Origin of the sequence: Kerstersia gyiorum (genome assembly GCF_048595715.1) — a bacterium.
GTDB lineage: Bacteria > Pseudomonadota > Gammaproteobacteria > Burkholderiales > Burkholderiaceae_B > Kerstersia > Kerstersia gyiorum.
Genome location: NZ_CP169556.1, coordinates 3,133,492 through 3,159,542, shown reverse-complemented (window position 1 = coordinate 3,159,542; position 26,051 = coordinate 3,133,492). Strand labels below are relative to the sequence as shown.

21 protein-coding genes are annotated in these 26,051 nt (G+C 62.4%); 10 read left to right on the top strand and 11 right to left on the bottom strand.

Annotation, left to right across the window (positions count from 1 at the left end):
• Positions 1-13 precede the first annotated feature (13 nt).
• The 9 genes from ACEW7X_RS13815 to ACEW7X_RS13775 all read right to left on the bottom strand — a co-directional run bounded on the left by ACEW7X_RS13815 (position 14) and on the right by ACEW7X_RS13775 (position 11,248).
• The gene (locus ACEW7X_RS13815) at positions 14-1,168 is read right to left on the bottom strand and encodes an LLM class flavin-dependent oxidoreductase (RefSeq protein ID WP_068366930.1); all 1,155 of its coding nucleotides are present in this window, start codon (positions 1,166-1,168) and stop codon (positions 14-16) included.
• Positions 1,165-2,595, bottom strand: a complete 1,431-nt coding sequence (locus ACEW7X_RS13810) for an LLM class flavin-dependent oxidoreductase (RefSeq protein WP_420177323.1) — start codon at positions 2,593-2,595, stop codon at positions 1,165-1,167. The genes ACEW7X_RS13815 and ACEW7X_RS13810 overlap by 4 nt, the downstream gene beginning before the upstream one ends.
• A gap of 9 nt (positions 2,596-2,604) precedes the next feature.
• Complete coding sequence (locus ACEW7X_RS13805; RefSeq protein WP_068366926.1) at positions 2,605-3,846, bottom strand: acyl-CoA dehydrogenase family protein; 1,242 nt, start codon at positions 3,844-3,846, stop codon at positions 2,605-2,607.
• 4 nt (positions 3,847-3,850) lie between these two features.
• Positions 3,851-5,329, bottom strand: coding sequence for an NtaA/DmoA family FMN-dependent monooxygenase (locus tag ACEW7X_RS13800; protein ID WP_068366924.1), 1,479 nt, complete (start codon positions 5,327-5,329; stop codon positions 3,851-3,853).
• A complete protein-coding gene (locus tag ACEW7X_RS13795) occupies positions 5,326-7,011 on the bottom strand; it encodes a dipeptide ABC transporter ATP-binding protein (RefSeq protein ID WP_257740029.1) in 1,686 nt (561 codons plus the stop codon). Before ACEW7X_RS13795 ends, ACEW7X_RS13800 begins: the two co-directional genes overlap by 4 nt.
• The gene (locus tag ACEW7X_RS13790; protein ID WP_068366920.1) at positions 7,008-7,847 is read right to left on the bottom strand and encodes an ABC transporter permease; all 840 of its coding nucleotides are present in this window, start codon (positions 7,845-7,847) and stop codon (positions 7,008-7,010) included. The genes ACEW7X_RS13795 and ACEW7X_RS13790 overlap by 4 nt, the downstream gene beginning before the upstream one ends.
• On the bottom strand, positions 7,844-8,875 hold the full coding sequence (locus ACEW7X_RS13785; RefSeq protein ID WP_083969352.1) for an ABC transporter permease: 1,032 nt from the start codon (positions 8,873-8,875) through the stop codon (positions 7,844-7,846). Before ACEW7X_RS13785 ends, ACEW7X_RS13790 begins: the two co-directional genes overlap by 4 nt.
• Entirely contained in the window at positions 8,872-10,521 is a 1,650-nt protein-coding gene (locus ACEW7X_RS13780) for an ABC transporter substrate-binding protein (protein ID WP_420177322.1), read from the bottom strand. The genes ACEW7X_RS13785 and ACEW7X_RS13780 overlap by 4 nt, the downstream gene beginning before the upstream one ends.
• A gap of 238 nt (positions 10,522-10,759) precedes the next feature.
• Positions 10,760-11,248 carry a PACE efflux transporter gene (locus ACEW7X_RS13775; protein ID WP_420177321.1) on the bottom strand — a complete coding sequence of 163 codons (489 nt, stop codon included), beginning with the start codon at positions 11,246-11,248 and terminating at the stop codon, positions 10,760-10,762.
• A 271-nt stretch (positions 11,249-11,519) separates the two neighbouring features.
• On the opposite strand from ACEW7X_RS13775, the gene ACEW7X_RS13770 reads away from it, so the two are divergent.
• The gene (locus ACEW7X_RS13770) at positions 11,520-12,158 is read left to right on the top strand and encodes a GNAT family N-acetyltransferase (protein ID WP_083969351.1); all 639 of its coding nucleotides are present in this window, start codon (positions 11,520-11,522) and stop codon (positions 12,156-12,158) included.
• Positions 12,159-12,210: 52 nt separating this feature from the next.
• Here ACEW7X_RS13770 and ACEW7X_RS13765 read toward each other — a convergent pair whose 3' ends face one another.
• Positions 12,211-13,683 (bottom strand): glycoside hydrolase family 32 protein, encoded by a 1,473-nt coding sequence (locus ACEW7X_RS13765; RefSeq protein WP_127775088.1) that lies wholly within the window; start codon positions 13,681-13,683, stop codon positions 12,211-12,213.
• 117 nt (positions 13,684-13,800) lie between these two features.
• Positions 13,801-16,509: an aminotransferase class I/II-fold pyridoxal phosphate-dependent enzyme gene (locus ACEW7X_RS13760; RefSeq protein WP_240733259.1), complete on the bottom strand. Its 2,709-nt coding sequence runs from the start codon at positions 16,507-16,509 to the stop codon at positions 13,801-13,803.
• A gap of 415 nt (positions 16,510-16,924) precedes the next feature.
• On the opposite strand from ACEW7X_RS13760, the gene ACEW7X_RS13755 reads away from it, so the two are divergent.
• The 9 genes from ACEW7X_RS13755 (at position 16,925) to ACEW7X_RS13715 (ending at position 26,015) form a co-directional block, all read left to right on the top strand.
• Positions 16,925-17,905 carry an ABC transporter substrate-binding protein gene (locus tag ACEW7X_RS13755; protein ID WP_068366912.1) on the top strand — a complete coding sequence of 327 codons (981 nt, stop codon included), beginning with the start codon at positions 16,925-16,927 and terminating at the stop codon, positions 17,903-17,905.
• 272 nt (positions 17,906-18,177) lie between these two features.
• Positions 18,178-19,902 (top strand): ABC transporter permease, encoded by a 1,725-nt coding sequence (locus ACEW7X_RS13750; RefSeq protein ID WP_420177320.1) that lies wholly within the window; start codon positions 18,178-18,180, stop codon positions 19,900-19,902.
• Complete coding sequence (locus ACEW7X_RS13745; protein WP_420177319.1) at positions 19,890-20,924, top strand: ABC transporter ATP-binding protein; 1,035 nt, start codon at positions 19,890-19,892, stop codon at positions 20,922-20,924. The genes ACEW7X_RS13750 and ACEW7X_RS13745 overlap by 13 nt, the downstream gene beginning before the upstream one ends.
• Positions 20,921-21,577 carry a histidine phosphatase family protein gene (locus tag ACEW7X_RS13740; protein ID WP_420177318.1) on the top strand — a complete coding sequence of 219 codons (657 nt, stop codon included), beginning with the start codon at positions 20,921-20,923 and terminating at the stop codon, positions 21,575-21,577. The genes ACEW7X_RS13745 and ACEW7X_RS13740 overlap by 4 nt, the downstream gene beginning before the upstream one ends.
• Positions 21,578-21,830: 253 nt before the next feature.
• Positions 21,831-22,907, top strand: coding sequence for a porin (locus ACEW7X_RS13735; RefSeq protein WP_420177317.1), 1,077 nt, complete (start codon positions 21,831-21,833; stop codon positions 22,905-22,907).
• Positions 22,908-23,233: 326 nt separating this feature from the next.
• Positions 23,234-23,593 carry an NADH-quinone oxidoreductase subunit A gene (locus ACEW7X_RS13730; protein ID WP_068366904.1) on the top strand — a complete coding sequence of 120 codons (360 nt, stop codon included), beginning with the start codon at positions 23,234-23,236 and terminating at the stop codon, positions 23,591-23,593.
• 30 nt (positions 23,594-23,623) lie between these two features.
• Positions 23,624-24,100 (top strand): NuoB/complex I 20 kDa subunit family protein, encoded by a 477-nt coding sequence (locus ACEW7X_RS13725; protein ID WP_068366901.1) that lies wholly within the window; start codon positions 23,624-23,626, stop codon positions 24,098-24,100.
• Positions 24,101-24,141: 41 nt separating this feature from the next.
• Complete coding sequence (locus ACEW7X_RS13720) at positions 24,142-24,756, top strand: NADH-quinone oxidoreductase subunit C (protein ID WP_068366899.1); 615 nt, start codon at positions 24,142-24,144, stop codon at positions 24,754-24,756.
• 2 nt (positions 24,757-24,758) lie between these two features.
• Positions 24,759-26,015, top strand: coding sequence for an NADH-quinone oxidoreductase subunit D (locus ACEW7X_RS13715; RefSeq protein ID WP_068366897.1), 1,257 nt, complete (start codon positions 24,759-24,761; stop codon positions 26,013-26,015).
• Positions 26,016-26,051 lie beyond the last annotated feature (36 nt).

Sequence of the window (26,051 nt, the reverse complement as noted above, 5' to 3'; positions counted from 1 at the left end):
CTTTGCGTTCAGTTCAGTGGGCGGGTGCGGGCTCGGTGGGTGCGGCCAGCAGGCCTTCGGCGCGCAGCAGTGATGCAGCGCCTTCGCCGAAATGCCAGGCTTCTTCCAGGTGCGGCTGGCCCGAGAGCACGAAGTGGTCGAAACCCGCTTGGTGGTATTCGCGTATCAGTGCGGCGACCTGTGCATGGCTGCCAACCAGTGCCGTGCCGGCACCGCCGCGCACCAGGCCGTAGCCTGACCAGAGGCCGGGGTAAATCTCCAGTTCACGGGCCGAGCGCGGAATGCTGGTGCGAGCGTGATGCAAGGCTGACATTTGCTGTTGTGCGACCGATTCCGATTGCGCCAGCAAGCTTTGCGCAGCCTTGATACTGTCTTCAGACAGACCGGAAAGCAGCCGATCGGCGACGGCCCAGGCCTCGGCTTCGGTATCGCGGGAAATGACATGCAGGCGGATGCCGAAGCGCAATTGCCGGCCCCGCTGCGCGGCGGCAGCCCGCAAGCGTGCCACCCGGGCGGCTTCGACAGCAGGGGGCTGGCCCCAGAACAGCTGGACATCGGCATGTGCGATGGCCACGGCTTCAGCTGCCGGGCTGGCACCACCGAAGAAAATTGGCGGCAGCCCGTAAGGGGACGTCTCGATGCGGGCATCACGGATGTCATAGTGCTGTCCGGCGTAGGAGAACGGCGCGCCAGGCGAGGCCGAGGTGACGCCGCGCAGGACATCCAGGAATTCATGGGTACGGGCGTAACGGGCATCGTGATCCAGGTGGTCGCCAAAGCGTGCCTGTTCGAAACGGTCTCCGCCTGTCACGACGTTGAGCAGCAGGCGTCCGCCTGTCAGACGCTGGAAGGTGGCTGCCTGATGGGCGACCAGCGTCGGGGAAATCAGCCCTGGGCGGAAGGCCACCAGGAACTTCAGCCGTTCCGTTTCACGTGAGAGCGCGGCGGTCGTAATCCAGGCATCCTCGCACCAGGTGCCCGTGGGGGTCAGGACAGCATGGAATGGCTGGGCTTCGGCCGCACGCGCCACATCTGTGAGATAAGCCAGGGTCGGTGCGCGGAAGCTGCCGCTGGCCCCCACGACATGACTGTCATTGCCCGAACCGGTCAGTCCCCGGCTGTCGCCGTTGGTCGGCAGGTACCAGTGCAGATGGATATTGCCGCTCATGCTGGTTCCCTGGCTGCGCTTGCGCGATAGTCCTGCGCCAGGACGGACGGGCCTTGCAGCAGGGCACGAAATGCTGCGCCGGGATGGTCGTCGCCCAGTCTGTCGGTGCCTATGAGGCGGCCACGCAAGGTACGTCCGTGGCCTGGCAGTGTCAGGCGGCCGCGGGCGCGCAATTCAGGAATGACATATTCGATAAAGTCCTCGAATGATCCAGGGCTGATGGCATAGGCGATGTTGAAGCCATCCACGCCTGCTTCTTCGGCCAGCTGTTCGAGCTGGTCGGCAATCTGTGCGCCGGTGCCTACCAGTTTGGGGTGGATACCGCCAACGCCGATGTATTCGGCGATGTCGCGTACAGTCCAGCGCCGGCTTGCGTCCTTGGCCGTCAGGCCACGCAGGGCCGAGCGCCCTGCATTGGTTTCGATATATTCCAGTGGATGGTCCAGGTCGTATTGCGACCAGTCCACGCCCGTCCATGCGGAAAATAGCGCCAGTGCGGCTTCCAGGCTGGTATGGCTCAGATATTCCTGGTACTTTGCCTGGGCGGCTTCAGCGCTTGCTGCCGGGATGGCCACGATGGCCGTGATGAACTTGATGCTGTCAGGCCGGCGGCCCAGCTCGACGGCCCTGGCGCGAATCGCATCCACGGATGTTCGTATCTGTATCGGACTGGTTCCGCCAAGGAAGACGACCTCGGCATTGCGGGCAGCGAATTCCCTGCCTCTTGCCGAGGTGCCTGCCTGGAAAATCAACGGTGTGCGTTGTGGCGATGGCGCACTGACATGGGCATCCGGTACCTGGAAATAGCGCCCGGCATGTTCGATGGGATGCACGCGTGCGGGGTCGATGTAACGACCATGGGTGCGGTCGCGCAACAGGGCTTCGTCTTCCCAGGAGCCTTCCCAGAGCTTGTAGCAGACTTCCAGGAATTCCTGCGCCAGATCGTAGCGTTCGTCATGTTCGATCTGCCGGGGCAGGCCCAGGTTTCGGGCTGCACTTTCAAGCACGGATGTCACGACGTTCCAGGCCACTCGGCCCTGGGTCAGGTGATCCAGCGTGGAGAACTTGCGGGCCAGGGCATAGGGCTGTTCATAGGTGGTGGAGACGGTGACGCCAAAACCCAGCCGTCGGGTCACACCTGCCATCGCGGCGACCAGCACCAGCGGGTCATTGAGGGGTTGCTGCGCAGCGGTGCGCAGGGCGGCGTCTGGCGTGCCGCCATAAACGTCGATAGGGCCCAGCGCATCGGCAATGAACAGATTATCGAAGCCGCCCTCGTCGAGCAGTTTTGCAAGATGAGTCCAGTAGGACAGTCTGATGTACTCATGCGAGCGGTCGTCGGGGTGACGCCAGACACCGGCCGAAACGTGGCCCGGCACGGTCATGGCGAAGCCGTTGAGAATGAGGGGTTTGGGAGTGGAGCTCATCAGTCGGCCTCAGCGGTAGTAGTCGGGTTCCGGGTAGCGGCCGTTGAGCGCCCAGTCGCCTACCTCCAGCAGCTTGTAATGAATGGGGTCGTGCAGGGTATGGGTACGTACGTTGCGCCAGTAGCGGTCGAAACCGTATTTGCGTGCGGCTGCGCGGGCGCCCATCAGTTCGAAAATGCGGGAGGTGACTTCCAGTGCGGCTTCGTGGGCCGCCACCTTGGCCTGATAGGCAAGGATGGCCAGCTCACCGCGTTCAATTTCGGTCAGCGCCGGCCCCCGGGCGATAGCAGCATCTGCCTGGGCGCCAGCGGCATCGGCCAGGGCGGTGGCAGCTGCCAGCTGCACAGAGAGGCGGCCAAAACGGTCGACGATCAGCGGGTCCGCCGCCGCATGTTCGTGGCCGGATGTGACCCAGGGACGGCTTTCCTGCCGGATGTATTGGCGCGCGGCATGCAGGGCGCCCTGGGCCGTGCCGATATAGAGTTCGGCAAAGGAGAGTTGAATGATCGGAACATGTACGGTTACGTGCGGCGGAAGTTTCTGGGTTTCCGGGTAGTGGTTCACCAGATCCGATCGGGCCACACGGACATTTTCCAGGCGGGCGCTGCCGCTGACGGTCTGGCGCTGGCCGATGGCATTCCAGTCTCCGCCGAAGCTCAGGCCGGGGCTGGGGTTATCGACGATGAACTGGCCCAGGTGGTGTGAGACATCCTGTCCGTCCACGGTCGCGCCCGGGGCGAAGCGCACCCAGACCTGCAGGGTGTCGGCCACGGCTGCGCCTGAAGTAAAAGGCTTGCTGCCGTTGATCGCATAGCCATCGCCGGTATTGCTGGCTTGCAGCAGCGGCGGATAGGCTGCCTGGGCGATTCCTGCATGAAACCAGCCATGCTGCAGAAAACCGGTCAGGCGTTTACGGCGTAAACCGGGGTTGTTGTGGCCTAGACCGATGCGTGAGCCGAACAGGTGATAGGTGAGAATTTGCGCGATGGATGTGTCGGCCTGAGCCAGTCGACGGATGACGCGCAGTATTTGGCTATCTGTGGCGCCGCCGCCGCCCAGTTTTGCCGGGATGGCGATGGTCAGCAGGCCGGCGTCGCGCAGCAGCGCGATTTCCGCAACCGGATCATGGCCGGCAGCGTCGCGTTCGACGGCTGTTTTTTCCAGTTCGGCAGCTACCTGGCCCGCCTGGTCCAGCCAGATTGCCAGACGGTCCACTGCCTTGGATTCTTCCTGTGCTTCCACTAGGCTCATTGCATCAGTCCTTTGCTAGGCTTGCAGGCCGGTTTGAGGCCGTTGCCAGCCGGTGAGAGGGATGGTGCGTGGCGGGCAGGTCATTGTTCCGGGCGGCGCCGTCCACGCGGGGAGTCGGGGGATGGGATGCGCTTGCAAGACGGCTGCGCAATGTGCCGCTACCGGTATCCGGACGGATACGACCCAGGCGGCGCAATTCAGGAATGACGTGCTCGATGAAGTCTGTGTACGAACCCGGACTGACCAGATGCAGCAAATTGATGCCGTCCAGTCCGGTGTCATCCAGCCATTGGTCTAGCGCCAGGGCGACGGTCTTGCCGCTGCCGACGAACAGGCGGGAGCGGCCCAGGCCGTCTGCGGGGGCGAGTGCATCCCGCAAGGTCCATTCGCGGCCGGATTCTTCCGGGGTGAACAGATTCAGCAGGCCGCGCCCGGATTGCGTATCCAGCTGCCGGATGGGGATTTCCGGGCCGTAGGACGAGAAGTCGATATTGGTGGACGCGGCATAGTGAACGACTGCGCCCTGGAAATCGAAATATTCCCGATACTGTTCCAGCTTTTGCTGCGCCTGTTCGTCGGTGGCACCCGTGACAACAGCGACGGATGTGACAAACTGGATGGCATCTGGTGCGCGGCCCTCGGCAGTGGCCAGCGCCTTGGTACGGGCGATATTGCGGCGCAGTGCGTCATCATTGGCGCCGACGACGAAGATGACTTCGGCGTGTCGCGCCGCGAAGGCGACACCCCTGGGCGAACCGCCAGCCTGCATCAGCACCGGCACGCGCTGGGGGCTGGGTTCACTGATGTACGGCCCCGGTACGCGGAAGAATCTGCCTTCGTGGTTGATGGCGTGCACGCGCGTCGGGTCGGTGTATAGCCCATCAGGATGCGCCGGGCTGCCTTTATCACGGACGACGGCGCCATCTTCCCATGAGGCCAGCCAGAGCTTATAGGCGACCTCCAGGAACTCCTCGGCGCGCTCATAACGCAGGTCGTGATCAAGTTGCGTGCCCAGGCCCAGGTTGCGTGCGGCGCTTTCCAGCTGCGAAGTCACGACATTCCAACCGATCCGCCCGTTCGTGGCGTGATCCAGCGTGGTGAATTTGCGAGCCAGCAGCCAGGGATGTTCATAGGTCGTGGATACCGTGATCGTTATGCCCAGCTGTTCAGTGACGGCAGCGATTCCCGAAGCCACCAGCAGCGGGTCGGTCAGTGGCGACTGCACGCCGCGCTCCAGCGATGCTGCGGCATTGCCGCCATAGGTATCCAGCAAGCCCAGTGCATCGGCAATGAAGAGGTTGTCAAAGCCGGAGCCGTCCAACAGCCGGCCCAGGGTCTGCCAGTAATCCAGTTCGGCATGCCGGTAGTGCTGGTCTTCAGGGTGGCGCCACAGCCCATAGGCGACATGGCTGGCGGCGTTCATCGTGAAGGCGTTCAACAGAATGGGCTTTTTGCCCGGGCGGGGCGGAGGTCTGGAATTCATGCGGACACTTTCTCTGCGTAGGAAGGGAACACGGTGGCCTGGGGGCGGGCGTGTTCGCCGGGAATCGCGGCAAGCAGGGCGCGGGTGTAGTCCGAGCAGGGCGCGCGCAGGAGCTGGGCGGTTGCTGCGGTTTCCACGATGCGGCCGTGCTGCATGACGGCAATGCGGTCGGCGACCTGCGCGGCAACGCGCAGATCATGGGTAATGAACAACATGGCCAATCCCAGTTCGCGCTGCAGTTCGTCGAGCAGCGTGAGAACCTGGGCCTGCACCGATACATCGAGCGCCGAGACGGGTTCGTCGGCGACCAGAACCCGCGGGCGCAACATCAAGGCCCGGGCCAGGCCGATGCGTTGGCGTTGGCCGCCGGAAAAGGCGCCCGGGCGCCGGTCGGCGGCGGCAGGGTTCAGGCCTATCCGGGACAGCAGTTGCTGCATACGCTGTTCCGCTTCTGCGCGTGTCACGCCCAGTTGAAGCAGGGGTTCGGTAAGAATCCGCCGAATGCTGTGACGCGGATTGAGGGAAGCCTGAGGGTCCTGGAAAACCATTTGCACGGCAGGGCGCCGTTCGCGGGTGAAAAGATCGCGGGCTGTCGCAATCGGCTGGCCGTCCAGCAGGAAGTTGCCCGCATCGCGTTCGGCCAGGCCAGTAATGATGTTGCCGAGCGTGGATTTACCCGAACCGCTTTCGCCGACCAGGGCGACGGTCTCCCCGGCATGCAGTTGCAGATCCACGCCGAGCAGGGCCTGCGTGACACGCCGGGGCGCTCCCCAGAACCGGCGCTCGGCATGTGTTTTTTGGATGCCGGCCAGTGTCAGTACCTGGGGCGCAGGCGCTTGCGGCGGCGGGCGCAAGGCAGCCAGCCGAGGGACGGCGGCCAGCAGGCGGCGCGTGTACTCATGACGGGGCTGCTGCAGTACGGTTTTGGCCCGGCCGGCCTCAACGATGCAGCCATGTTGCATCACGATGATGCGGTCGGCAATTTCCCGGACGATACCGAAATCATGCGTGATGAACAGGACGGCCAGACCCTGGCTTTTTCTCAGTGCCAGGATGATGCGCAGAATTTCGGCCTGCGTGGTGACGTCCAGCGCAGTGGTGGGTTCGTCAGCAATCAGCAGTTCGGGCTGGCAGGCGATGGCAATCGCAATGGCGATACGCTGACGCTGGCCGCCTGACAATTCGTGTGGATAGCGCCTGCCCAGCGTTTCCGGTTCGGGCAAGCGCATGGCGCGCAACAGGGCAGCGATGGTATCCGGTGGCGCTGGCAGGCCATGTGCCTGCAGGGCTTCAGCCAGCTGATGACCGATGCTCAACAGTGGATTGAGCGCATTCATCGGTTCCTGGAAGACGTAGCCGATATGGGCGCCTCGCAATCGGCGCAATCCGGCTTCTTTGAGGCTCAGGATGTCCTGGCCCGAGAAATGCAATCGGCCGGCGGTAACGCGTAGCGCGGGGTGAGGCAAGAGGCCGGCGATTGCCGAGGCCAGTACGGATTTGCCCGAGCCGCTTTCCCCTACCAGGCATAGCACTTCGCCACGTTGCAGGGTCAGGCTGGCACCGCTGACTGCCAGGGGACGATCCGCGCCATCGGGCAGAGAGATATCCAGGCCTTCTATTTCGAGCAAGGCGCAGGGGCGGAGGGTTTGCGGTACATGGCCGGGTGCAGGGGGTGTTGTCATGCTTGCCCTCGCCGGGAGTCGGGGTGTAGCCAGCGCTCCAGGCCATCACCGACCAGGTTGAAAGCCAGCACCGTGAAGAAAATGGCAAAGCCGGGCAAGGTTGGCAGCCACCAGTTCACACTGAAAGCGGTGCGGCCCGAGCCGAGCAGAAACCCCCAGGAAATGGCATCCCGGCTGCCCAGCCCGAGAAAGCTGATGCTGGATTCAATCATGATGGCGCTGGCTACCATCAGCGAAGCCTGGATGACAACTTGCGGCAGGACATTGGGCAATACGTGCAACAAGGCAATGCGCGTTTGCGACAGGCCGCCGAGACGCGCCGCACGCACCCAGTCCAGGCGTCGCAAGGCCAGCGTTTCCGCACGCACGACACGCGCCACCGAAGGCCAGGAAATCAGCGCAATGGCAAAAATGACGTCACGAGGCGTGGCGGAAAGAATGGCGACGATGAGCAAGGTGAGCAGAAAGCCAGGAATCGTCTGGACGAATTCCGTCAGGCGCATCAGCAGCGCATCTGTTTTTCCTCCCAGATACCCGGCCGCCAGGCCCACGATGACGCCTGTGCTGGTAGCGATGGCCATGACGCCGAAAGCGACGGCCAGCGTGGCGCGCGCCCCATGGACCAGGCCGGCCGCGAGGTTGCGGCCCAGCATGTCTGTGCCGGCAGGAAATCCCGGCGATAGGGGCGGCAGGTTGGGGCGGCCGGCCATGCGCCACGGGTTGCCCGGGTACAGCCAGTCGGCGCAGAGGACGAAAAACAAAAGCAAGGCCAGGATGGCCAGCCCGAACAGCGGGGCTGGGCGCAGCATGGGGTGCAGCGATCGGGTCGTCGTCATGCGCCTGCCCTCAGGTTCACGCGCGGGTCAATCAGCTGGTAGGCGATATCCGCCAGCAGATTCACGACAATCACGCCCAGCGAAGACAGCATGAACACGGCCAGCAGCACGTTGTAATCGCGAGCCATCAATGCGTCGAAGGCCAGGCGTCCCATGCCGGGCCAGGCAAAGACGGTTTCCACCAGCACCGACCCGCCGATCAGGTGGCCGGCCTGTAGCGCGGCGATGGTCAGGATGGGTAGCAGGGCATTGCGCAACAAGTGGTCGCGCCAGATGAGTGATGGCGCCATGCCCTTGGCCCTGGCGGTGCGGATGAACTCTTTACCGGAGACTTGCAGCAATGCGGCGCGGCTGACACGGGCTTGAATGGACATGTAATACAGGCCCAGCGTCAGCACCGGCAGCGTCATGTGGGCGAGAAGATCCCGCAGTGACGGCCAGAACCCATGAACCCCCGGGTCCAGCATGCCGTAGGAAGGCAACCAGCCCAGATTGACGGCAAAGATGATGATCAGCATCAGGCCGATCCAGAACATGGGCATGGCAAAGAACATGACGGATAGCGCCGTGATGCCGCTATCCAGCCACGAACCCGGACGGCGGGCAGCCAGCGCGCCCAGGCCAATGCCTGCCAGCAAGGAGAGGATGAAAGCGCATGTGGTCAGCAGCAGCGTCGCTGGCACCCGTTCCAGCACGATATCCAGGACGGGTTGGCGGTCGCGGTACGAAAGCCCGAAATCCAGACTGAGTACGGCCTTCAGATAACGGAACAATTGGACGGCAATGGGTTGATCCAGGCCGAGGTCACGGCGGATCTCCTCGACGAAGGCTGCGTCATTGGCGCCGGAATCGCCGGCCAGCAGCAAAGCCGGGTCGCCAGGTGCCAGGCGGATCAGGACGAAGCTGACGATAATGACGGCCAGCAGCGTCAGCGCAGCCTGGGCCAGGCGCTGCGCGATCAGGGCAGGATTGGCCGCCAGGAAAATCCGCTTGCCCAGGCGGGAGGATGCCTGTGCGCTGGGGGTCATGGTTCAAGCCAGACATCGGCAAAGTTGTCATCCGTGCCCAGCGCTGTCGAAATCAATGCATGCACCCGATTGCGGTGCAGGGTCGGGAAGATGATGTCGTGGGTCCAGACCAGGGGTACGTCCCGGGACAGGATCTGCTGTACGCGGGAGTAGATGCGCTGGCGTTCGGCTGGATTGGCATCGTGCGCGCCCTGATCCAGCAGGGCATCGACCTCTGGATTCGAGTATCCGTTGACGTTGGCGCCTGTCGTGCCGGCGTTGTCGCCGATGACGGTCTTGTAGCCATAGGAAATGCCGATGGCAGGATCCGGCGTGGTGTAAACGAAATTCTGCGCCAGGTCGTAGTCAAAGTGCACCAGTCGCTGGAACCAACCCGCCACATCGGTGGAGACGATGTCCACTTTGATTCCGACTCCCGTCAGTGCTTCACGCAGGTATTCGGCCTGGCGTGCCCACAGTTCGCCGTAAGGCAGGGGAACCAGTCTCAAGGTGAAGCGCGTGCCGTCGGCACGAACCGGATAGCCGGCTTCGTCCAGCAAGGTGGTGGCGCGGGCCGGATCGTAGGGATAACGGGTTTCGACGTCCTCGTCCTTATAGGCTGAGAGGCGTGAGAATGGGCCGTTTATCGGCTTGCCGAAGCCCGCGAAAATGGTCTCTATGATGAAGTTGCGGTCTATGGCGTGGTTGATCGCCTGCCGCACTTTCAGATTGGCCAGTTCGGGCGTGCGATTATTGATATGCACATACCCGACAGGCTGCAGGTATTCCCAGCCGTCCTCGCGCAATGTCACGCCAGGCAATGCCTGCAGGCGTGCGACGTCGAAGCTTTCTATGTCACCTGAGCGAAGCACATCCACCTTGCCGGTTTCGAAGGCAATGGCACGGGAATTGGCGTCGGGAATGATATGAAAAACAATGTTGTCCAGATATGGCTTGCCCGCATCCCAATAGGATTCATTGCGTGCCAGCCGAATGTGGCTGCCGCGTTTCCACTCCACCAGTTTGAAGGGGCCGGTTCCGATGAATTCAGCATTTGCCGGCGCGTTGCGATAGTCAGTCACGCCGACATACTTGTGGGCGGGAACGATGGGGACGTTAAGAGAATGAATGAAGGCGGGATAGGCCTGTTTCAAGCTGAAAACGACGGTCAGCTCATCGGGGGTTTCTATGCGCTCTATTTCGTTGCGAAGGTCGCGGGAGCGCGCATGCTGGGCGGGCAGGAATTCCCCCAGGCTGAAGGCGACATCCCGGGAGGTAAACGGTTGGCCGTCATGCCATTTGACGCCCGGGCGCAGCGTAAAGGTATAAACCCGGCCATCCGCAGAAACCGTCCATGCACTGGCCAACCGGGGAATGGGTGTGACGCCCTGTTGGGCATAGCCGAGCAGCGAGTCATAAATTTTGTTGCCGACAAAGGTTGCCGGCCCCAGGCGGTTGATGCCGGGGTTCAGGGATACCGGTTCGGGCTGCACGATCAGATTCAGTGTGCCGCCATGATGCGTTTCCTGGGCGTTGGACTGAGGGGTGCCCAGCATCAGTCCCACAACACTGAGGTGCAGCGCCAGCATACAGGCCATGCGGGTGCGGACCAGGCAGGCATGCAGCAGGTTGAGGAGAAGAAAGCGGGAGGAAGATGCGGTATGCATGGCGGCCGCCACGTAGGCAAGGAGCAATCGGACAGGAGATTGTCGGATTGCCCGGGCCGCAGCCAAACGATAGAAAACTCATATCTATCTGCATGATTGCCCGGCTGGTGATGCCGCTTCGTCACGCCAGGAGCAGGCGAACACCGCGTGATGGCGGCTTGCCTGTGCCCTGGACCGCTATTCTGGCCGTATCGTCAAGACTGCGCGCAATGGCAGCCAGCCATGCTGGCCGTCAGGATCAGCGGGTGGCTTCCGTCGCAATGCTTTCTGCCGTTGCCGCCTGAGGTGCCGCTGGTTGCTTCTCTTTCTGCCCGGGCAAGGCGAAGATCATGTCGAATGCCAGGGTGAAGAGGAAGGTGTAGAAGAGGAAGAACAGTAGCAGCGCGGCTTCCATTTTGACGGCTTCCCAGAGGCCGACGTGATACCAGCCCATATAAAGCGGGATGGTGAACAGGAACAGGCCGCCTTCGAAGGCGATGGCGTGGACGGAGCGCAAGGCCAGGCTGCGGGAACTGCGGTGCGTGCGGCGTTCCCAGGCTTCGAATAGCGTGTTGAAAATGTAGTTCCAGGCCACGGCTATGGCGGATACCGCCGCGGCTACGGGCAGCGAATCATGCGCCGGACCGCCGCTGAGCAGGCTCAGCAAAAGCGTGGATGCCGCGATGGCGATGACTTCGAAGGTGGCGACGTAGATAATGCGGCGGGTAAGCGGTTTGAGATATATCATTTTCGGCTCGCGAGACAGGGCATCTCGTTTCGGTAGAGCCGGTCCGTCCCGGGTCTTTCAAGAAATTGGGCACTGTACTCGCAGTATTTGCGATGAAGGATGTACACGCCATACCGGCCACGGTTTCCGCCGGCGCCTGTCATCATAGCCCGCCGGGCAGGGCGAGGCAATTTCCCGCGTTGCGCCATTGCCATGTCAGCGGCCGTGCTATTTGTTGCCGTGTTGTTCCATGCGCTCCGAGGGGGCGGCTATTTTGAGAGAGGTTATTTTTATGCAGGATCGTGTCAGCGTAGGGGCCGTGACGGAGGCAGAAGGGCGATGCCCTCGCGGTCTTCCTGCAGCAGAGGCATCTGCGCAGTGGGATGCCGCCGGGCAGGCACTGCGCACCGGCCGTTTGCTGTTGCGGCCCTGGCGCGATAGCGATCTGGAGCCGTTTGCTGCCTTGAACGCAGATCCGCAGGTCATGCGTTTTTTTCCGGCAGTACTGCAACGCCATGAAAGCGATGCGCTGGCAGCGCGGCTGCGCCAGCAGTTCGATAGCCAGGGTTATGGCATATGGGCCGTGGAGGTGCCGGGGCAGGCTGGTTTCATCGGTTTTGTCGGACTTGCGGAGCCTCGTTTCGATGCGCCTTTCACCCCGTGCGTGGAACTGGCCTGGCGCCTGGCGCGTGATTGGTGGGGCCAGGGGCTGGCACCCGAGGCTGCTGCCGCCGTACGCGATTATGCGTTCGGTACGTTGGCGTTGAAAGAAGTGGTGGCGTATACTTTGCGGGAGAACCACCCATCGCGCCGGGTTATGGAAAAGCTGGGCATGACCCGGGATGCAGCGGAGGATTTCGACCATCCCTTGCTGCCTGTCGGGCATCCCATGCGCAGGCATGTGCTGTATCGCTTGCGCGCCCGCCCGTAGGCAAGGCGGGCTGGGCGGCAGCCTCGGTGCGCTGCCCGTTGCGGCGGCGGTGCTATCCGATAGGGCGTATGCGTAGCTTGCCATCCTGCCAATGGCCGTTTTCCAGCTGAACGCTCAACTGTTCCGGCGGGTATTTGAAAAAGTGCAGGAAGGTAGCGGCGTTTTCGCCTTGCATGCCCAGGAGTTCAATGGAGCTCTGGTCGATGACGATCTGGCAGTCGAAATGCGGCAGCGGCGTGTGCAGAACCTGGATAATGGCCTTGTGGTTCCAGAAGGGATGTTCGAAGCCGCGCACGTTGGAACGGTCCAGGTAGAAGCCGGGGTAGCTGCCGTTGTCCAGGCCGGCTTCCAGGCATTCACCCTGGCGGTTGGTCAGCCGTATGCGCAGGCGGCTGTCCGGGCTGAGCCGGCCGCTGGCGGTGATTTCCAGCGCGTGGAGGTCGGACCAGGATTGACAGGCCAGCGTGCCGCTGGTGGCGTCATGCCAGGACAGTTCCTGCCCCGCTTCTGCGGCCCAGGGGCTCAGGTCCGGCAGCCGTTGCACGATATGCCAATGGTCGTCACGCCGACGCAGCGACAGTTCGCGCGGCAGCGTCATGGCACCGCGTGCCGGGTGGGCCGGGGTGGCGTTGCAGTACAGCCAATTGTTCATCCAGGCCATGCCCAGCACGCGCCCCGGTGTATTGGCGAAGGTTTGCAGGGCATAGAAGTCCTGTCCTGCGTCCAGCAGGCGGGTGGCCTGGTCCTGTGCGGTGAAACCCAGGCCATCGAAATGGCCGACAAAATACTGCACGGTGCTGCCGCCCGTAGGCGCGCCGGGATTGATGGACAGGAACAGGACCCAGCGGCTGCTGCCGCCTTCGACAGGCAGTTCGACCAGGTCCGGGCATTCGTAGTCCAGGCCGAGCAGGCCGGCATGGCCGAAGCTGCCCGTATGGCGCCAGTCGCGCAGGTTGGTGGAGTGATAGAAGCCGATTTCATGGCGGCGCGCATGGGCAACCACCATGACCCAGCGCTGGATCGGGTCATGCCAGAACACCTTCGGGTCGCGGAACGAGGCCGATTGTTCGTCCAGTACCGGGTTGCCTTTATACAGGGCCAGCCGTGGTGATTGTGTCTGCACATGGGCCAGTTCCTGAACCTGCCGACCGGGGCCTGCTCGGGTGAATAGCGCCGCCATGCCCCCCTGGCCGTCCGGGAAGAGTCCCGAGGTATTGGCGCCATCCCAGACCATGGAGCCGCTGAATGCCTGGCCCCTGGCATCGGGAAAGAGCGCCAGCGCCTGTTCCTGCCAGTGGATCAGGTCGCGGCTGGTGGCATGGCCCCAGTGGACATTGCCCGATACCGGGGCGCCGGGGTTGTGCTGGTAATAGAGATGGTAGATGCCATCGGCCAGGATCAGGCCGTTGGGGTCATTCATGAAGCCGTTGGCAGGGCTGTAGTGGATGACAGGTCGATAGCGGGCGTCAGGCACGGCTGCGCCGCGCTGGCTGCGGGGGGAGATAAGGTCTATGGCTGGCGTCATGGTGCGATCCGCGGGACTGATTCCAGGCAGCAAAGACAGAAAGGGGCGGCATCCGCCGGAGTGAACGGATGCCGCCGTTGCAATGCCGCGCCAGGCGAGGCATTGCGGCGCAACAGATCAGCCTTGGCCGCGCTGAATGACTTTCAGGCCCAGGCTGGCGTCATAGCCATGGATTTCCTTGACGTCGAGCTTGCGCATGAACTCGATGACGTCGCTCGTGATGAGCTGGCCCGGTACCAGGATGGGGAAGCCGGGGGGGTAGGGAATCACGAAATTGGCCGACACCACGTTCGCGCCGGAAGCCAGCAGCTGGTCGATTTCCGGGCCGTTCAACGCCAGGTACGCGCATTGCTCGTCATCGTAGGCGTCGAAGAATGCCGTTCGGATGTCGCCATGGAGGGTAGTGCTGTCCGCCTGGTCGCGATAGCGTGAGTCGAAGGCGCTGAAGTTGGGCAGGTGCGGCACGTCCTCGATCAGCGATTTCACGCGCTGTTCGAAGCGGGCGCGTTCTGCCGGGTCGGCCAGGTGCTTTTCCAGCTCGATCGAAATTTCAATCAGTACGCGCAACAGCATGGCGATGTCGCTGCGCGTGTTGTTGATGTTCGATTGCAGCAGGATGCTGTTGCGAGACGTCTTGTTGACCTGGATGCTGTACTTGTCGGCCAGCAGCTTCTTGAAGGACGTGCCGTCGAAGCCGGCGGTGCCGCACAGCAGCGTCAGCCGCGTGGGGTCGAGCAGGAATTCATCCTGGCGGATGGCTTGCGCCGCGTCGGCCCAGGATAGGTCGTGTGCGGTGTATTCGTTGATGCCGGTGTCGCGGTATTCCGCCGGAACCAGGTTTTCGTTGGTCAGGATGCGGAAATACTTGGAGATCAGCGGGTGGTGGTTGACCGCGCGGCGGATGGACAGCGCGATCTGGATCGCGTTGGTCACCAGGCCGTAGCCTTCCAGTTCCATCTGGCGGCGAGCCAGGTCGAGCGTGGCGATGATCTGCTGGTTGGGGCTGGTGGTCGAATGCGTGAAGATGGCTTCGCGGAAGCGGCCCTTGACCTTTTCGTGCAATACGTCATGCGCCAGCACGATGGAGCCCTGGCGCAGCGCCGACATGGATTTGTGCACGGAGTTGGTCTGGTAGACACGCAGCAGCACTTTGTCGGGGTCCGGGACCAGGCGCGTTGCCAGCAGGCGGGCGTCGTCGGGGTTGTCGCCGAGTTCCTCGCGTTGCCGGGCGTAGGCCGTGCGCGCTGCGTCGCTCTGCAGGTGTTCGGTCAGCGCAGCGGCCGCACCCATGGCGGTGCGCTGGCGCAGCAGCGGCGACCAGTGGGCGAAACCGAACCAGGCTTCGTCCCACAGGAAGATGAGGTCGGGCTTGATCGCCAGGCATTCTTCCATGACGCGGCGGACGTTGTATACGTGGCCGTCGAAGGTGCAGTTGGTCAGGTCGACCATCTTTACCTTGTCCAGCTGTCCTTCCGCCTTCAGGGTCAGCAGCGCGCGCTTGATCGTTGCCAGCGGCACGGCGCCATACATGGAATATTCCGTCAGCGGGTAGGCTTCCACGTAATAAGGCTGGGCACCGCTCAGCACGCAACCATAGTGGTGCGATTTATGGCAATTGCGGTCGATGATCACGATGTCGCCGGGCGCCAGCAGGGCCTGCAGCACAATCTTATTGCTGGTGGACGTGCCGTTCGTGACGAAGTAGGCTTCCTGGGCGCCGAAGGCACGGGCGGCCTTTTCCTGGGCTACCTTGATGTTGCCGGTGGGTTCGAGCAGGCTGTCCAGCCCGCCGGTGGTTGCCGAACTTTCCGCCAGGAACAGGTTGGTGCCGTAGAACTCGGCCATGTCGCGGATCCAGTTCGATTTGAAGATGGACTTGCCGCGGGCGATGGGCAGTGCATGGAAGGTGGAGATCGGGCGCTGAGCGTAGCGCTTCAGGTTGTCGAAGAACGGCGTGCTGAAGCGGTCGCGTATGCCTTCCAGTATGGACAGGTGCAGTTCCAGCGCTTCTTCCACCTGATAGAAAATACGGCGGAAAGTCAGGTTGCTGGCATCGGCAGCCAGTTTTTCCACCGAGCGGTCGCTGAGCAGGTAGATATCCAGCTCCGGGCGGATGCGGTGGATCAGTGTGGCCAGCCGCTGGGCGTATTCTTCTTCGTCGTTGCCCAGGTCCATGGAAACGGATGCCTGGATGGCGGCAACGATGGGGTTCTCAGCAGCGCCCTTGGCGCCGAAGCCTTCATAGAGAACGACCGCATTGATGTGGTGGTTCAGGATGACGGCCGTCAGCGCGTCTTCGGCATTGCCGGTGACCACCACGTCATAAATGAACTCATCCTCGGGGCGGCGTACGGCGCGCGACTCCTGGACGATATGCGGCCAGCGCGAAGGCGCATGCGGCACCACGCTCAGGACTTCGAAATAGGGGCGGTGGCTGTTGCTGCTCAGCGAGGGGGGCAGGCGGTCGGCCGGGCTGCTGCTGTCGCTTTCGCCGTGTTCGGCCAGGTCCGGGTCTTGCGCGTATTTTTGCGCAATGATGGAGGTGGCGGTGCTCTGGGTGAGTTTCAGCAGGCCCTTGATGTCCTGCTCGGCCAGCAAGTGCGCGAGGGTGTCGAGGACGCCCGAACCGGGGTAGGCAAAGTATTTTTCCGTCTGCGTGATCTTTGCCAGCAGATCGGAGAATTTGTCAGTGTCCAGCGCCTGGCCTGGTTCGCTATGGGCCAGGCTGCGCGCCTGGGCCAGCAGTTCCAGCCAGAGATCGGAACGCAGGGAAGGTGCGGCCATCAGGCTGCCCAGATTGAAGTCCTTTTGCTCGGGTACTGTCATTGCTACTTCCTTTGCTCAAAGGTGGGTGTGACGGGTGGGGCTGCCTAGACATGCCCACATGTCCTGCGGGTAGCCTGGGCAGGGAAAAACAGCACATGCAATGAGATGGAGCAGTTCGCCACGAACGGCAGGCTGGCGACAGTCCGCTGCCGACCGGTCGTTGCGGGATGTACGTGTTCTAGTCCATTTCGCAGCTTGGCTTCAAGCTATTCTGTTTCATTATGTTAGGAATCGCTGTAAAAGACTGCGTCTGCGCAAGTGGCGCGCTTGTCGCCCATGGCGCATGGACAGCCGCATTGTTGCTGCCTGCTCAAGGCTGATGACTTTAGAGTAATGCAGGGTCACATGCTTGTCATTGACGCTGGATAAGCTGGCGATCTAACCGGCTTTTCCCGTCGTTACATCCGGAGTAATCATGATTATCAGACAAGTTTCCTACGTGGCCGCGACCTTGCTGGCAGGCCTGGCATTCGGGGCCCAGGCCGAGACGCTGGTGCTGTATACCAGCCAGCCCAATGCGGATGCGCAATCGACGGTCGATCTGTTCAGCAAGGCCAATCCCGACATCAAGGTGGAATGGGTGCGCGACGGCACCACGCAGCTGATGGCGCGCCTGGAAGCGGAAATCAGCGCCGGCGCCGTGAAGCCGGATGTCCTGCTGATCGCAGACAGCGTCACTATGGAATCGCTCAAGCAGCGTGACCTGCTGCAAGCCTACCTGAGCCCCGAACGCAAGGCGTATGACGGCGCGCTCTACGACGCGGATGGCCACTATTACGGCACCAAGCTGATTACCACCGGTATTGCCCATCACAGCCAGGCCGCCGTCAAGCCCGAAAGCTGGCAGGATCTGCTGGACCCCAGGCTCAAGGGGCAGGTGTCCATGCCCAGCCCGCTGTATTCCGGCGCCGCGTTGATCCATCTGGCCAGCATTACCGAGACCCCGGGGCTGGGCTGGGAATACTATGAAAAGCTCAAGGCCAATGATGTCAGTGCCCAGGGGGGTAATGGCGCGGTATTGAAGGCAATCGCCAGCGGTACCAAGCCCTATGGCATGTTGGTGGACTACATGGCCATCCGGGAAAAGGCCAAGGGCGCGCCTATCGAATTCGTTTTCCCCCAGGAGGGCGTGAGCATCGTGACCGAGCCGGTAGGCATCCTGAAGTCGGCGGCGCATCCCGAGGCGGCGCGCCGCTTCGTCGATTTCGTGCTGTCCCAGGCTGGCCAGGAACTGGTGCGTGAGCAAGGCTATGTGCCGGCGCTGGAATCGGTGTCCGTGCCCGAGGGCTTCCCGGCGCGCAGCGAGATCAAGCTGCTGCCGTTCGATGCCGGGCAAGCGCTGCGTGATGCAGAAAGCAACAAGCGTCGTTTTGGTGAGTTGTTCGGTACCAAGTAAGCGTGGTGCCGCATGACGGCGTCAACCGCCCGGCGCAATTGCCGGGCGCATAGAGTGGCCTGCGCCGTTGCGGCATGGCCGGGGACCGTTCCGGCGCAAGACGCGGGAACGGTCTTGGCGTATGGGATCGGCGCGGCGACGCTGGCGGCAAATTGCCGCAGTGAAGGTTGCCGCCATTGTGTGCCTGGCGGGCATGTCGCCTGGGGGCGCCATGGGCCGGTCCGGCAAGAGGGGATACACCCGTGTCTGAAATATCAAGAAATCTGGGAACCATGCCCATGCCGTCAGGCATGCCGGGCCTGCCCGCGCCATTGACGTGGTGGCGTGCCGAATGGTTGGCCTATGCGCTGCTGGGGCTGGTGGCCCTGCTTGGCCTGCTGCCGAGTGTGCGCCTGGTTTGGGAGGCGGCGGCCGGCATGGCGGCGGGCAGCGAGGGCGCCCTGGTACGCGTGCTGTCCGAGCCCGGCACCTGGCGGGCATTGTTCAATAGTTTTTATACCGGTGTGCTGGGCACCGTCATCGCCGTGATCCTGGGCGCGGGCTTCGCCTGGATGGTGGTGTTGACTGACGTCAAGCGGAAATCCTGGTGGGTCTTCCTGTTCATGCTGCCCATGATGATTCCGCCGCAGGTGACGGCCCTGGCCTGGTTGCAACTATTCGGGCCGTCCAGCGCCCTGTTGCAGACGCTGGGACTGGCGCCTGCGATGGGCAGTCCCCAGCCCTTGTATTCGGCCGAAGGCATCGCCCTCTTGCTGGGCGTGCAGCATGCGCCGCTGGTATTCCTGGCATTGCGCGCCAGCCTGCTGACGCTGCCGGGCGATCTTTGCGAGGCGGCGCGGCTGGCAGGCGCTTCGCAGGCCCAGGTGCTGCGGGGCATCATCCTGCCGCTGGCGCGTCCTGGCCTGGTTGCCGGTGCCGCCATGGCATTCGTGTCGGCGCTGGGCAACTTCGGTATCCCCGCCATGCTGGGTATTCCCGCTGGCTATTATGTCCTGCCGACACTGATTTACCAGAAGATGGCCAGTTTCGGTCCGTCCATGTTGCAGCAGGTGGCTGCGTTGTCCATGCTGGTGGGGGGGCTTGCCGTCGCCGGCGTGTGGCTGCAGGGGCGCTTGCAGGCGCGGGCATCCTATCGCCTGATCGGTTCCGGACGGCGGATGGCGGTGATCGTGCTGGGCCGCAAGCGCCACTTGGCTGAAGCAGGCATGGCGCTGGTGCTGGCCCTGATCCTGGTGGCTCCGCTGGGGGCTTTGCTGGCTGCGTCGCTGGTGCCGGCCATGGGCGTGCCGCTGAATTGGGACACCGTGACCGGGTCCGCCTATGTGGAAATGCTCACGCGGCAGGGAACGACCTGGCGTGCCGCCTGGAACAGCAGTCTGCTGGCGGGCGGGGCGGCGCTGGCCTTGATGGCGTTGAGCCTGCCGCTGGCCTGGCTGATGGCGCGGCAGCCGGGGCGCTGGACGCGCCTGCTGGAAGCGATTGTCGAAATTCCCTATGCCTTGCCGGGAACCGTACTGGCCGTGGCCTGCATCCTGTTGTTCGCCCGTCCCTTGCCCTGGATCGAAGTCAGTCTGTACGGCACGCTGGGAATCATCTTTTTTGCCTATCTGGCGCGCTTCCTGACGGTGGCGCTCAAGCCGGTGCAGGCGGGTATGCGCCAGCTCGACCCCGCACTGGAAGAAGCCGCCCGGCTGGCGGGTGCCGGTCCATTGCGGCGCCTGTGGGACATGCTGCTGCCCTTGCTGGCGCCATCGGCATTCGCCGGCGCGCTGCTGGTGTTCCTGACGGCGGTCAATGAGCTGACAGTGTCTGCGCTGCTCTGGAGTGCCGGAACGGAAACATTGGGCGTGCTGATCTTCAACTTCAGCGAAAGTGGCGACAACGTTCTGGCGTCGGCGGTGTCCGTGGCCATCGTGGCCGGTGTCGCATTATTGATGGCGGCCTTATCTTTATTGGGTGGACGTTTGCCCCCGGGAGTCATTCCATGGCGGAATTGATGTTGTCCATGGTGTCGCGCAGCTATGGCAGCGCGACTGTCGTGGATGGTTTGAGTCTTTGCATTCCCCAGGGGGCGTTTGTGGCCTTGCTGGGCCCCAGCGGCTGCGGCAAGACGACGACGCTGCGCATGGTCGCCGGCTTCGAGAATCCGGATGCCGGTGAGATCCGTCTGGGCAACCGGGTGCTGGCCGGCCCCCAGGGTTGCGTGCCGCCCGAACAGCGCGGCATGGGCATGGTGTTCCAATCCTATGCGCTCTGGCCCCATCTGACGGTGGCCGAAAATGTCGGCTATCCGTTGAAACTGCGCGGCGTGCGTGGTGCGGCCTACGAGGCCAGGGTACGCGAAGCGCTGGAATTGGTTCATCTGGATGGCCGTGCGCAGGCGGCGTCCCAGGACCTCAGCGGCGGCCAGCGCCAGCGCGTTGCGCTGGCACGCTGCCTGGTGGCCGAACCCGAGGTGATCCTGCTGGATGAACCGTTGGCCAATCTTGACCGTCACTTGCGAGCCTCGATGGAGGATACCTTCCGCGAATTTCATCGCCGGACCGGCAGCACGTTTGTCTATGTGACCCATGATCAGGCCGAAGCGATGTCTCTCGCGGATTATGTGGCGGTGATGAATCGTGGCCAGCTGGTGCAGTGGGCCACGCCCCAGGAACTCTACGCTCGTCCCCGGAGTGAATGGCTGGCAGGCTTCGTCGGGCAGGGCAGTGTCCTGCGCGTGCCCCGGTCCGAAGCTGGCCGGGTGCTGGCGGGAACGGACTTGGCGCAGGCATTGGCGGCAGGTGGCGCGTATCCGGTGCTGCTGCGTCCGCAGCATGTGCGGTTGCACCAGCGTCCCGCGCAGTGGGGGGAGCTGGCAGGGCAGGTAGAGGATTGCGTGTTTCGCGGCGAGCGCTATGAAGTGCAGTTGGTGCTGGCTGGCGGGCAGCGGTTGCTGGCGTACCACGAGGCTGGCCTGGCTGTCGGGGATGTGGTGGCGGCCGAGTTGCGGCAGGCCTGGGGACTGGAGCAGGGATGACAGGCATACCATTGGCGCAGGGCCTGGCTGGCGAGCCGGGCCGGACGTTCTATTTCATGCGGCATGGGCAAACTGCGTTCAATGCGGCTGGCGCGATCTGCGGCAGGCTGGAGCCCCCGCTGGATGCCGTCGGCAGGCAACAGGCCCAGGACGCCGGCGCGCGGCTGGCTGGCCTGCCGTTCGATTGCGTGGCGGTCAGCCCGCAACTGCGGGCCTGGCAAACGGCCTTACTCGCCGTGCCCCAGTCCGCGCCCCTGGTGTTCGACGGCCTGCGTGAACGGGACTGGGGTGACCTGGAGGGCCGGCCGCTGGCGGAACAATGCGCCTATCGCGATACGCCGCCCGGGGGGGAGCCTTGGGATGATTTCCTGGCGCGGGTGCTGGATGCCTTGCGGCAACTGCTGGCTGCTCACGAGCAGCCGCTGGTGATTGCTCATTCCGGTGTCTGGCGGGCCATGCGTACACTTGCGACCGGCGCGCCGGAAGGCCCGCGCATCGCCAATGCCGCACCCGCTATGGTGGTACTCTCCGGTGGCCTGTTGGCTGGCACCACGATGGTGCCAGCGCAGGGCGGGCAACGGCCTGGCGCAGCGTGCAGCAACGCCACGCCGGCGGCTCAAGGATGCCGGGATATTCCGGTGTTCTATCTTTAATTGTTTGAAATTATTGGTTTTTCATGATTTATGGGCAGGCGTGGCGCAGGCTGCGCCTGGTCTGAATCCGGGTTGGGATGTTGTCTTAAACCAACAATAATCCTGTTCCTGTGCTGTTTTCCGCGGGGGAACGTAGCCGAATGCAGCGATTTTTGATGCAATAGCTACAACTTCCCTTAGCGGAGTTAGGGGAGCGGTAGGCCGACAAACGGATACGCTGCTCTTGTCACTCAAATATTCGGAGATTTCTTAAATGAAAAAGACTCTGCTTGCCGCCGCTCTGCTTGCTGGCTTTGCTGGTTCCGCTCAAGCGGCGAACTCGGTTACCCTGTACGGTATCGTTGACACCGGCCTGTCCTATCAATACGTCAAGACCAAGGATGCTGCGGGTGACACCCACTCCACCAACCAATTCGGTCTGCGTGACGGTGCTCAGAGCGGCAGCCGTTGGGGCCTGCGTGGCACGGAAGATCTGGGTGACGGCCTGCGCGCTGTCTTCACGCTGGAAAGCGGCTTCAACTCCAACAACGGCAAGTCTGGTCAAGGTGGCCGTCTGTTCGGTCGTCAAGCTACCATCGGTCTGGCCAGCGATGCCTGGGGTCAAATCGACTTCGGTCGCCAAATCACCACCGTTAACAAGTACGTTGGCGGCATCGTGAACTTCGGCAGCATCTACGCTCCGGTGAACGGCACGTTCTTCTCCACCGGCGATACCACGCGCTACGACAACCAAATCCAATACCGCAGCCCCAGCTTCGGCGGCATTGAATTCGGCGTTGGCTACTCGTTCAACAACGACGGCGTCAGCCCGGGCAACAGCTCCGCTTCCGGTGCCAAGAACTCCGATTTCGATCGTGAACTGAACGCCGCCATCAAGTACGCCAACGGCCCCCTGGCTGTTGCCGTCGGTTACGACCAGATCTACCTGAAGAAGGCTGATCCGGGCAAGGACCCCAAGGCCCTGATCGTTGGCGCTTCGTATGACTTCGAAGTCGTGGCTCTGCAACTGGGCTACCAACACGTCAAGCACGGCGCTCCGTTCGCAGACCTTAACAGCAGCAACCCCGGTCTGCTGGATGCTGACAGCGTGAACTCCTACCTGGTCGGCGTTGGTGCTCCTCTGGGCGCCAACGGCAACATCTACGGCCAATGGAGCCTGTCGGATGCCAAGGACAAGGAGAAGAAGTCCAACGCGTTCACCGTCGGCTACACCTACGACCTGTCCAAGCGTACCAACCTGTACGTCTACGGCAACTACACGCAAGACTACCTGTACATCAAGGACCAAAAGGCTGCTCAAGCCGGTATCGGTCTGCGTCACCGCTTCTAATCACGACATCCGCCTCCGGCAGGTCATCTGACCTGCTGGCGGTGGTTGCAACCGGCAGTAATGTCGGTGAGTGACAAGCGAATGAAAGCCGCCCTTCGGGGGCGGCTTTTTTTTCGTCATTTTTCTATAGTTTTGTCTTTTTCATTTCTCTGTTATCTGGTTTTCGGGGAAGAAAGCAGGGGCGATGGTGCGCTGCGCCAGAGAAACATTGTGTGTAATTGAAAATGGTTCGCTTTAACCAGATATGCGCGGTGATAGGGGTTTAAAGGGCGCTGTAAGGCGCTCGAATGCTACAATAGGAAAGTTTGCATATAGGCGGGTCGGTTATGAATCTGCAACAATATTTTCCCGTACTGCTCTTCATTCTGGTGGCGACAGGCATCGGTTTCGCGCTGATTGGAGCAGGCTCCCTTTTGGGGCCGAGGCGCCCTGATGCGGAAAAGCTTTCACCCTATGAGTGCGGCTTTGAAACGTTCGATGACGCGCGTATGCGTTTCGATATCCGCTATTACCTGGTTGCCATTCTTTTCATCCTCTTCGACCTTGAAATTGCGTTCCTGTTCCCGTGGGCCATGGCCCAGGGCGCGGTAGGCCTGGTTGGCTTCTGGACGGTCATGGTCTTCCTGGCGGTGCTCACCGTCGGTTTTATCTACGAATGGAAAAAGGGAGCGCTGGACTGGGAGTAATCCCGGAACGGTTTTCCTGACGAGGCAATCATGGCGATAGACGGCATACTCAAGCAGGGTTTTATTACCACCAGCGCCGATAAGGTCCTGAACTGGGCCAAGACGGGCTCCATGTGGCCCATGACTTTCGGTCTGGCCTGTTGTGCGGTCGAGATGATGCACGCCGGTGCGGCGCGTTACGATCTCGACCAATTCGGCATTATCTTCCGTCCCAGTCCGCGCCAATCCGATCTGATGATCGTGGCTGGCACGCTGTGCAACAAGATGGCGCCGGCGCTGCGCAAGGTCTATGACCAGATGCCGGAGCCGCGCTGGGTGCTCTCCATGGGCTCCTGTGCCAACGGCGGTGGCTATTACCACTACTCGTATTCGGTGGTGCGGGGCTGTGATCGCATTGTGCCGGTCGATATCTACGTGCCGGGCTGTCCGCCCACCGCGGAAGCGCTGGTCTACGGCCTGCTGCAAATGCAGGGCAAGATCCGCCGCACCAATACCATTGCGCGCTGAGTCATGGCGCAACACAAGACTGACATCCAGGATTGAATGACATGACCAGGCTGGAAACCCTGAAACATAACCTGCTCCAGGCATTTGGCGAAGACGCCGCGCTGACCGAAGCGCTGGGCGAGCTGACGCTGGAGCTTCCTGCAACGCAATGGACGGCTGGCTGTGCCCGGCTGCGCGACGAAGCGTCGTTGCGTTTCGAGACTTGCATCGACCTCACTGGTGTCGATTACCTGACCTACGGCGTGGGCAAGGTGGGCGAGCCCTCCGGCGAGTCCTTCCCGGCACGCTTCGCGGTGGTGATCCATCTGTTGTCGGTCACGCACAACTGGCGTTTGCGCGTGCGTGCCTGGCTCGAGTCTGACGAATTTCCCGTGATCGACTCGCTGACCGACGTGTGGCCTGCCGTGGGCTGGCCCGAGCGCGAAGCGTTCGATATGTTCGGCATCGTTTTCGAAGGCCACAACGACCTGCGCCGCATCCTGACCGACTACGGCTTCATTGGTCACCCGTTCCGCAAGGATTTCCCGCTGTCCGGCCACGTCGAAATGCGTTACGACGAAGCCGAAAAGCGCGTGGTCTATCAGCCTGTCACCATCGAGACGCGTGAAATCACGCCGCGCATCGTTCGTGAAGATGCATACGGAATAGGGCGGTAAGCATGTCCGAAATCAAGAACTACACCCTGAACTTCGGCCCTCAGCACCCGGCCGCGCACGGCGTGCTGCGCCTGGTGCTGGAACTGGATGGCGAAGTCATCCAGCGCGCCGATCCGCACATCGGCCTGCTGCACCGCGGCACTGAAAAGCTGGCCGAATACAAGACCTATCTCCAGGCGCTGCCCTACATGGATCGCCTGGATTACGTCTCCATGATGTGCAACGAGCACGCCTACTGCATGGCGATCGAACGCATGCTGGGTATCGAGCCGCCGCTGCGCGCCCAGTACATCCGTGTGATGTTCGATGAAATCACGCGCATCCTGAATCACCTGATGTCGGTCGGGACGCACGCGCTGGACGTGGGCGCCATGGCCGTCATGCTGTATGCCTTCCGTGAGCGCGAAGACCTGATGGACTGCTACGAAGCTGTCTCGGGCGCCCGTATGCACGCGGCTTATTACCGCCCTGGTGGCGTGTACCGAGACCTGCCGGACAGCATGCCGCTGAACGAAGGCACCAGCAAGTACCGTACCGAAAAGGAACTGCGCGCGCTGAACGAAACGCGCGAGGGTTCGCTGCTGGATTTCATCGAAGCTTTCACCAATCGTTTCCCCGCCTGTGTGGACGAGTACGAAGCGCTGCTGACTGATAACCGTATCTGGAAGCAGCGCCTGGTGGGCATTGGCGTGGTTGATCCCGAGCGTGCCAAGGCCCTGGGCTTCACCGGCCCGATGCTGCGCGGTTCCGGCGTGGTGTGGGATCTGCGCAAGTTCCAGCCCTATGAAGTCTACGACCTGCTGGATTTCGATATTCCCGTGGGCGTCAACGGCGACTGCTATGACCGTTACCTGGTGCGCGTGAACGAAATGCGCCAGAGCAATCGCATCATCAAGCAGTGCGTCGAGTGGCTGCGCAACAATCCCGGTCCCGTCATGGTGGACAACCACAAGGTTGCACCGCCCAAGCGCACCGGCATGAAGAGCAGCATGGAAGAGCTGATTCACCATTTCAAGCTCTTCTCGGAAGGCTTCCACGTGCCGCCTGGCGAAGTCTATGCGTCAGTGGAACACCCCAAGGGCGAATTTGGCGTGCATGTGGTTTCTGACGGGGCCAACAAGCCTTACCGCCTGAAAATCCGCGCGCCCGGATTCACGCACTTGCAGGCGCTGGACGAGATGTCGCGCGGCCACATGCTGGCCGATGCCGTAACCATCATCGGTACGCAGGACATCGTGTTCGGGGAAATCGACCGCTGAGCGGCCGGTTTTCTCCCTTTACATACACGGATTCAA